This window comes from Mammaliicoccus sp. Q-M61, assembly GCF_022386055.1.
Lineage (GTDB): Bacteria > Bacillota > Bacilli > Staphylococcales > Staphylococcaceae > Mammaliicoccus > Mammaliicoccus sciuri_A.
The window spans coordinates 1-291 of the sequence record NZ_JAJNJL010000038.1 but is presented as its reverse complement, the minus strand read 5'-3'; the positions used below and the strand labels follow the sequence as shown (position 1 = coordinate 291).

The 291-nt window shown below is 43.6% G+C and carries 1 protein-coding gene; it reads left to right on the top strand.

The annotated features are described in order from the left end of the window. Positions 1 to 291: Rib/alpha-like domain-containing protein (locus LQ677_RS14590; RefSeq protein ID WP_239749100.1), on the top strand; the 291-nt coding region annotated here is incomplete at both ends.

Genomic DNA, 291 nt, shown 5'->3' with positions numbered 1-291 from the left:
AACCAACAATTACGGTGGATGATGAGACACAATTACCGGATGGTAAAACACCAGGTACAACAGAAGTAGATGTGACAGTGAAATACCCAGACGGTTCAACAGACCACATTAAAGTACCTGTAACAGTAGGGGAACAAGCAGACAATGACGCATACGAACCAACAACAGAAGGTGTAACGAAAGACAATGGCACACCAACGACATCAGACGATGTAACAGGTGCAGTGACAATCCCAGATTATCCAGCGGATAAAGAACAACCAACAATCACAGTGGATGACGAAACACAAT